We start from the raw sequence: 7,605 nt of genomic DNA on the forward strand, positions 1-7,605 counted from the left end.
GAAAGATAGGTTCATTAATTGATATTATATATCGTTTAATCTAAGTTGACCTCCAAGTGTCTGCCCCTGGTTGCAGGGTAGGCCGGTTAGCGCCGGTCTGAACGACAAACGGCTTGGAGGAAGTGATGACGACCCTGGAAATCCAGAATCTTGACTTTGATTACATCCTGCGAGAGCCCGATACGGAAGTACTCATCGACCGGGATCAGGACGTGGTTGTGGTTGCGGGCGATCACCCGTTTAAGGAACTGGCTATTTTATACTATGGTCAAGCGGACTTGCTCGGGGTTCGGACCGCAACTGACCAAGTTGAATTTCCCGACGGCTTTGGCTTGGGCAAACGGGTTGTCGTTGCCGGCGTGGAGATCGGAACCGTCTCGTACGCAGATGAATTCGGGATTGCCTTTGAATTCAATGCCAGTGCGACAGCGGCCCAGGTTCAAACGATCATCAGGTCTTTGACTTATAAAGATACGTCGCAAAATACAGACTTCACTGCTTCGGACGATATCTACATCAGTCTGAATGACACCGCAGGCCAAGCAGCCTTAGCGCTCGTCCGCATCGGCGATAATGTCATTGGGACAGCGGAGAGTGACACCTTCATAGCCACCCAAGAGCTGATCGGAGCGGGAGATCGGCTTCAAGGCGGTGACGGCAACGACATGCTGGTCCTGAACGGCGGTGGTTCTTTCAATCTCCACCTGATGGCCGGGCTTGAAAGCATCGAAACTATTGAAGGAACATCTTTCAACGATTTTGTGACACTGACCGCCGAGCAGTTGGCCGGGGTTGCCCTCATCAATGGCAAGGGCCATTCTGCAACGGTTATGGATCGGCTGACCGTCAAGGGGTCGAATATCGATCTGACCGGGAAGACGATTACCGGCTTCGACATTCATCTCGCGACCAATGGCGCGGAAATTACTGTCGACAGTGTCGACAAGGCGCGGCTCGTGCATGGCTATGATACGTCCAACGATAAGCTGGTGCTCACGACGGGCACATTGGGAGAGGACGAGCGCCTTGCCCTTCATCGGCAAGGTATTGATACGGTCGTTGCTCGTAACGCGAATGGAGACCTCGTCGAAACAACCCATACCGCTCCGGAAATCACCCGTTTCGGTGAGGCGAATGTCATCGCCGCAATTGGAACCTCGACATTTCTGGACGCTGGCCGGGATTCAGTGCTGAGGGTGGATAGTGGCCTGCTGCATTCTCTGTCTCTTCACGTGGAACAGGGATCGCATGGACGTGATGTCATCGATGTCGATCAGTCAGGCGGGGTCACGCTTCTCGGGCAGGATGTCTATGTTGGCGGAACCGATCCCGAAAACAAGATCGGGTACTTTTTCGCGTTGGACTCCTCCAGCTTAAGCTTCACATTCAACGATCGGGCAACGACTGCGCGTGTTCAACAGCTCATTCAGGCGCTGACCTACACCGCGAGCGCAGGTCAAGATGGGCAGACGCGCACGATCACCATGTATATCCGGGATGTTGCGTTGCGGCAGACAACGGCTCAGGTCACAGTCGAATTTGATGCTGACGGATCCCCAGACGATCCGGACGATCCCAACGAGGCTCCGACCGGTCTTGAGCTTCTCGGCACTTCCATCCGCGAGGGTTCGGCCACAGGCATAAAGGTCGGCGATCTTTCTGCCACGGATGCGCCAGGGACCATTCTGACGTACACGCTGCTCGACAATGCAGGCGGTCGCTTCGCGATCGGAGCGGATGGAAAATCCATCGTTGTGGCCAATGGCACGCTGCTCGATCATGAGCAGGCCCAGTCCCATGTCATCAAGGTGCAGGTCAGCGACGGCGATCTGACCGCGACCAAGGAGTTCACCATTCAGGTGAGCGATGTCAACGAAGATCCGGTCAGCCTGAACCTCATCGGCGTTTCCGTTCGCGAGGCCATTGCTAGTGGCACGAAGATCGGTGATCTGACGGCAGTCGATCCTGAGGGACATGCGCTGACTTACGCACTGCTCGACAACGCAGGCGGCCGCTTCGCGATCGGGGCCGATGGCAAGTCCATCGTCGTGGCCAATGGCACGCTGCTCGATCATGAGCAGGCCCAGTCCCATGTCATCAAAGTGCAGGTGAGCGACGGCACCCTGACATCGGTGAAGGAGTTCACCATTCAGGTGAGCGACTGGACGGGTGAAACCGTGACGGGGACGTCCAGCCATGACGTCGTAGCTGGCGGCAGCGGCAATGATGCCTTCGCTGGAGGGCTCGGCGACGACAAGCTGAAAGGCGATGCCGGCAACGATACGCTCAAGGGCGACGACGGCGCCGACATGCTGTCCGGCGGCGATGGCAACGATACGCTCTTTGGCGGTGCTGGCAACGACATCTTCGTGTTCGATGTGAAGCCTCACAAGAAGACGAATTACGACACCGTCAAGGATTACAACGTGAAGCAGGACTCGATCCATCTCGATCATGCCGCTTTCACGAAGCTCGGAACGGGCAGCGCGTCCCTGCCGAAGATGCTCAAGGCCAAGCACTTCAAGCTGAGCACGCAACAGCAGGACAAGGACGATTACATCATCTACAACAAGGGCACGGGCGTGCTCTATTACGATGCCAACGGGAGTGCCGCAGGAGGCCGGACCGAGATCGCCAAGTTCTCGAACAAGCCCCTGCTCAAGGCGTCCGAGTTCTTCGTGATCTGAAGCGATAAGGGCTCTGGATCGTCTGTATCCAGGGCCTTTGCCGTTAGGCTGCTTTTGCCGTTGCGACGCGGTTGCGGCCGTCCTGCTTGGCCCGGTAGAGGGCGGCGTCGGCGAGGGTGATCAGGTCTTCCGGGCCGTGGCGGGACCGGTCAAGGCTCGGGATGCGGGTCGCGCTGCCGACACTGACGGTCAGGGTGCGCGACGGGATGTTGGCCTCATGCCGCACACGAAGTGCCTCGACTTTCGCGCGGATGTCCTCGGCGACGGCCGCCGCGCCCGTCTCGTCGAGATCGGGCAGAAGAACCACGAGCTCCTCGCCCCCATAGCGGGCCACCAGTTCCCCCGGCCTGCGGGCCGCGCCCTCGATCGCCCCTGCAATGGTGCGCAGGCACTCGTCGCCGGCCTGATGGCCGTAGATGTCGTTGTAGGCCTTGAACTGGTCCACATCGACGAGAAGCAAGGATACCGGCGATTTTTCCCGCGCGGCCCGGAGCCACGCCGCCTCGAGTTGCCTGTCGAACATGCGCCGGTTGGCGAGGCCCGTCAGTCCATCCGTGGCGGCGAGGACGGAGAGCTCGGCCTCCGCTTCCTCCCGTCGGCGCAGCTCCGCGGACAGGATCCAGCCGAGGGTTGCGATGGTGGCGACGAGCAGGCTCATGACCACGGTCCGGAATACGAATTCCCGGTTCCAGTTCGCCAGCGCCTCGTCCCGCCCGACCGATGCAAGGACCCCGATGGGGAACATGGGATTGCGGTGATAGCCGCCCATCCGCGTCACGCCATCGACCGGGGAGACATACTCGTAGGCGCCCGAGCCGCGTCTCTCGAGGAATTGCGGTTCGTTCGAAATATCGGCTCCGATGGCGCGTTCGATATAGGGATAGCGCGAGACGAGCGTCCCGTCCTTGTGGATGAGCGTGATGCTGCCCTGCAGACCGACATTGAAGCGGCCAAAGAAATTGGCGAAGTACCGGGGCGGAATGCTGGCCTGGACAACGCCGCCGAAACTGCCGTCCGGCTTGTCGATGCGGCGGGACAGGGTGAGAACCCAATCGCCGCCGAGCGGATCGCGGATCAGGGGGCCGAAGAACCAGTCGCGGCTGGCCGCGTCCCGATGATGCTGGAAGAACGCCTGCTTTTCGGCATTCACCTTGCCGCGATGGCCGGGCAGGGAACTCGTCAGGAGAAAGCCGTCGTCCTCATAGACCGAGAGGGACTTGATGCGGGGCAGGGACTGAACCCGCTCCACGAGGAAGGTGTCCAGCCTCTTGACCGCATCGGGCAGGATGCCGCCGGTCTCGACCCGGTCCACGACGTCCACCAAGAGAGCGTCCGCCACCTCGAAGGTGTCCTCCGCGTGCTGGACCAGGGATTTGGCGAGATTCAGGTTCTCGGCGTTGATGCGGGCGATCTCTTGCCCGCGCTCGTTCCAGTCGCGCCATCCCCCAAGGCCGAGGATCACGAGACAGACCACGACGACGAAGGCTCTCAGCCCCCGTGCCGCCGATCTCGGTCTCATGTGAGCGATTGCAGTCATGATCCCCCAACCATAACCGCCGGGGCTAGCCTGAGGCTAACTTGAGGCCGAGGATGCCGGACACGATCAGGCCGATGCAGACCAGACGCATCGCCGTCGCGGGTTCGCCGAAGAGATAGATGCCCAAAAGAGCCGTGCCGACGGTTCCGATTCCCGTCCAGACCGCATAGCCCGTTCCCACGGGCAGGGTCTTCAACGCCAGTCCGAGCAGGACGACGCTGACGATCATACTCAGGGCGGTCAGGATGGAAGGGACGGGGCGGGTAAAACCGTCCGTGTATTTCAGTCCGATGGCCCAACCGATCTCGAACAAACCGGCAAGGCCAAGCCAAGTCCATGCCATGACAGGACCTCCGTCATTGGCAGGGCCGTCCCTACCGGTGTCATGAAGGTGCGAGGTCGTCCTCACCCCTCCAAATATAGGGGTTCGGGAAAACCTTCTCAATACGGGGAATACGCAGCCGATGACCTGTTTGTCGGCTTAGTTACCGGCTTCTTCCGATGGCTGCTCCGGGCGGCCGCCCAGCGAGGCGAGGGGGTTGAAGGGGGCGTAGATCTGATGTTTCCAGCTGTCGCCGCAATTGATGCAGATCGAGCGCATCATATGGTTGCTCTGTTCGAGCCGCTTCAGCAGCTTCTGCTGCCGCTCCGTCGCCTCGTTGGCCTCTGCCTCGTAGCCCGACGGGCGCACGGTCAGCTGAAGAGCCCGACCCTCCGCGGCGTCCTGGGCGAAAACGGGCCCGGCAAGGAGAAGGAGGCTGGCAGTCAAGGCGAAACGAATCATCAAGAATCCTGCGGCTGATTTGGGCCCTTTCTCGAAAGGACTCTAGACACAGTGTTTCGTCAAGGCTTGACGGCTCCGGGGAGACGAGATGTCCCGCCGAAGCTGCCTTCGTTCGTCGCCGACCGGGAGGGTCAGATCTGCCGGACGGCGCCCTTGGCGGCGCTGGTCGCCAGCATGGCATAGGCCTTGAGGGCGGCCGAGACCTTGCGCTTGCGGGGCGCGGCCGGCTGCCAGCCCTTGGCTTGCTGCTCGGCGCGGCGGCGCTCCAACTCCACCTCGTCGACGGCGAGGTTGATGCGGCGGTTCGGGATGTCGATCTCGATCCGGTCGCCGTCGCGCACGAGGCCGATGGTGCCGCCTTCCGCCGCTTCCGGCGAGACGTGGCCGATGGACAGGCCCGAGGTGCCGCCGGAGAAGCGTCCGTCGGTGATGAGCGCGCAGGCCTTTCCGAGGCCCTTCGACTTCAGGTAGCTCGTGGGATAGAGCATTTCCTGCATGCCGGGACCGCCGCGCGGGCCCTCATAGCGGATAACCACCACGTCGCCCGCCTTGACCTTGCCGTTGAGGATGCCGCTCACGGCATCGTCCTGGCTCTCGAAGACGATGGCCGGGCCCGAGAATACCAGGATGCTCTCGTCCACGCCCGCCGTCTTCACGATGCAGCCGTCGAGCGCAAGGTTGCCGGAGAGAACGGCGAGGCCGCCATCCTTCGAGAAGGCATGTTCGGCGTCGCGGATCGTGCCGGCGGCGCGGTCCATGTCCACGCTGTCGTAGCGGCTCTCCTGACTGAACGCGACCTGTGTCGGCACGCCGCCGGGAGCGGCGCTGAAGAACTCGTGCACCGCATGGCTGTTGGTGCGGCGCACGTCCCAGCGGTCGAGGGCCGACTTCATGGTCTCGGCATGGACCGTCGGTACGGAGGTGTCGATAAGGCCCGCCCGGTCGAGTTCGCCCAGGATGCCCATGATGCCGCCGGCACGGTGCACGTCTTCCATGTGCACGTTGGCGACCGCGGGTGCGACCTTGCAGAGCACCGGCACGCGGCGCGACAGGCGGTCGATGTCCGCCATGGTGAAGTCGACTTCCGCCTCGTGGGCGGCGGCCAGGAGGTGCAGCACCGTGTTGCTCGACCCACCCATGGCGATGTCCAGCATCATGGCGTTCTCGAAGGCTGCGAAGGAAGCGATGGAGCGCGGCAGCACGCTCGCGTCGTCCTGCTCGTAATAGCGTCGGGCGAGATCGACGATCAGGTGGCCGGCCTCCACGAAGAGGCGCTTGCGGTCGGCATGGGTGGCGAGCGTCGAGCCGTTGCCCGGAAGCGAAAGGCCGAGCGCCTCCGTCAGGCAGTTCATGGAATTGGCCGTGAACATGCCCGAGCAGGAGCCGCAGGTGGGGCAGGCGGAGCGTTCGATGACCTTGATGTCCTCGTCGGCCACCTTGTCGTCGGCGGCCGCCACCATCGCGTCCACGAGGTCGAGCTTCTTGGTCACGCCGTTGAGCACGACCTTGCCCGCCTCCATCGGCCCGCCGGACACGAAGACCACGGGAATGTTGAGGCGCAGGGCGGCCATCAGCATGCCGGGGGTGATCTTGTCGCAGTTGGAGATGCACACCATGGCGTCGGCGCAATGGGCGTTGACCATGTATTCCACGGAATCGGCGATCAGCTCCCGCGAGGGCAGGGAGTAGAGCATGCCGTCATGGCCCATGGCGATGCCGTCGTCGACTGCGATGGTGTTGAATTCCTTGGCGACGCCGCCCGCCTTCTCGATCTCCCGCGCCACGAGCTGGCCGAGGTCCTTGAGGTGGACGTGGCCAGGCACGAACTGGGTGAAGGAGTTCACGACCGCGATGATCGGCTTGCCGAAATCGGAATCCTTCATGCCCGTGGCCCGCCAGAGGCCGCGAGCACCCGCCATGTTGCGGCCGTGGGTGGTGGTGCGAGAACGATAGGCTGGCATGGTTTCCCCTAAACATCGGACCCGAAGGTGGCCTTCACCTTTGGGATCAATCCCTTAAGCGGCACATCGCCGGATGCGCAGATCTTTGCCGCCTTGTTCGACTGAAATTGCGTAACTTGCAAGAAAAATTGCCATTCCTTGTGGTCGCGCCTGCTTTGCCGCAATGGAATTGCCGCCGTGGCCGATGTACGGAAGAGCGCCTAGTGGGTCGTCTGCCGTCGGATATGGTATAGAGGTATGGTGATCCTCGTGTTGCGAGGTGCCCCATGTCGCGCCACCAGAAAGATCCACTACGCCCGCTCACCGTAGACGAGCGCAAAGAGCTCACCCGCCTGAGTCGCTCGCAGAGCGCCCCTGCCGCCGAGGTCGACCGGGCCCGTGCCCTGCTGGCGATTGCCGAGGGTGCCAGCTACACCGCCGCCGCGCGTCTGGTCGGGCGCGGCCACAACGAGACCATCTCGGCCTGGGTCAGCCGCTTCAACCGCGAAGGGCTGGCGGCTGTGCGCCCGCACCACGGCGGCGGACCGCGCATCCGCTACGGGGCTCACGCGCAGCAGCGCATCCTGGCCGAGTGGGCGCGATTGCCCGAGCGCGAGACGGACGGCACCGCGACCTGGTCGTTGAGCCTGCTGCAGA

Annotated in this window: 6 protein-coding genes; 2 read left to right on the top strand and 4 right to left on the bottom strand. The window is 62.3% G+C overall.

Features of this window, described 5'->3' with window-relative positions; translation table 11 throughout:
• Positions 1-125: 125 nt before the first annotated feature.
• Positions 126-2,687, top strand: a complete 2,562-nt coding sequence (locus DDF70_RS38735; protein ID WP_162820368.1) for a hypothetical protein — start codon at positions 126-128, stop codon at positions 2,685-2,687.
• A 43-nt stretch (positions 2,688-2,730) separates the two neighbouring features.
• Here the strand turns inward: DDF70_RS38735 and DDF70_RS12705 are convergent, their stop codons facing one another.
• The 4 genes from DDF70_RS12705 to ilvD form a co-directional block, all read right to left on the bottom strand.
• Positions 2,731-4,206: a sensor domain-containing diguanylate cyclase gene (locus DDF70_RS12705; protein WP_162820369.1), complete on the bottom strand. Its 1,476-nt coding sequence runs from the start codon at positions 4,204-4,206 to the stop codon at positions 2,731-2,733.
• Between the two features lie 43 nt (positions 4,207-4,249).
• Entirely contained in the window at positions 4,250-4,567 is a 318-nt protein-coding gene (gene sugE / locus DDF70_RS12710) for a quaternary ammonium compound efflux SMR transporter SugE (RefSeq protein WP_114945225.1), read from the bottom strand.
• 138 nt (positions 4,568-4,705) lie between these two features.
• Positions 4,706-5,008 (bottom strand): hypothetical protein, encoded by a 303-nt coding sequence (locus DDF70_RS12715; RefSeq protein WP_114945226.1) that lies wholly within the window; start codon positions 5,006-5,008, stop codon positions 4,706-4,708.
• A gap of 131 nt (positions 5,009-5,139) precedes the next feature.
• The gene (ilvD, locus tag DDF70_RS12720; protein ID WP_114945227.1) at positions 5,140-6,969 is read right to left on the bottom strand and encodes a dihydroxy-acid dehydratase; all 1,830 of its coding nucleotides are present in this window, start codon (positions 6,967-6,969) and stop codon (positions 5,140-5,142) included.
• A gap of 266 nt (positions 6,970-7,235) precedes the next feature.
• On the opposite strand from ilvD, the gene DDF70_RS12725 reads away from it, so the two are divergent.
• Positions 7,236-7,605 (top strand): helix-turn-helix domain-containing protein (locus DDF70_RS12725; protein ID WP_162820370.1); only part of this gene is annotated, 370 nt, incomplete at its 3' end.

It is taken from the genome of Microvirga calopogonii, assembly GCF_003347665.1.
GTDB classification, from domain to species: domain Bacteria; phylum Pseudomonadota; class Alphaproteobacteria; order Rhizobiales; family Beijerinckiaceae; genus Microvirga; species Microvirga calopogonii.

What these genes read in the sequence shown, in the direction of transcription:
- DDF70_RS38735 (WP_162820368.1), top strand. Translation starts at nt 126, where the DNA reads ATGACGACCCTGGAAATCCAGAATCTTGACTTTGATTACATCCTGCGA.
- DDF70_RS12705 (WP_162820369.1), bottom strand. Translation starts at nt 4,206, where the DNA reads ATGAGACCGAGATCGGCGGCACGGGGGCTGAGAGCCTTCGTCGTCGTG.
- sugE (WP_114945225.1), bottom strand. Translation starts at nt 4,567, where the DNA reads ATGGCATGGACTTGGCTTGGCCTTGCCGGTTTGTTCGAGATCGGTTGG.
- DDF70_RS12715 (WP_114945226.1), bottom strand. Translation starts at nt 5,008, where the DNA reads ATGATTCGTTTCGCCTTGACTGCCAGCCTCCTTCTCCTTGCCGGGCCC.
- ilvD (WP_114945227.1), bottom strand. Translation starts at nt 6,969, where the DNA reads ATGCCAGCCTATCGTTCTCGCACCACCACCCACGGCCGCAACATGGCG.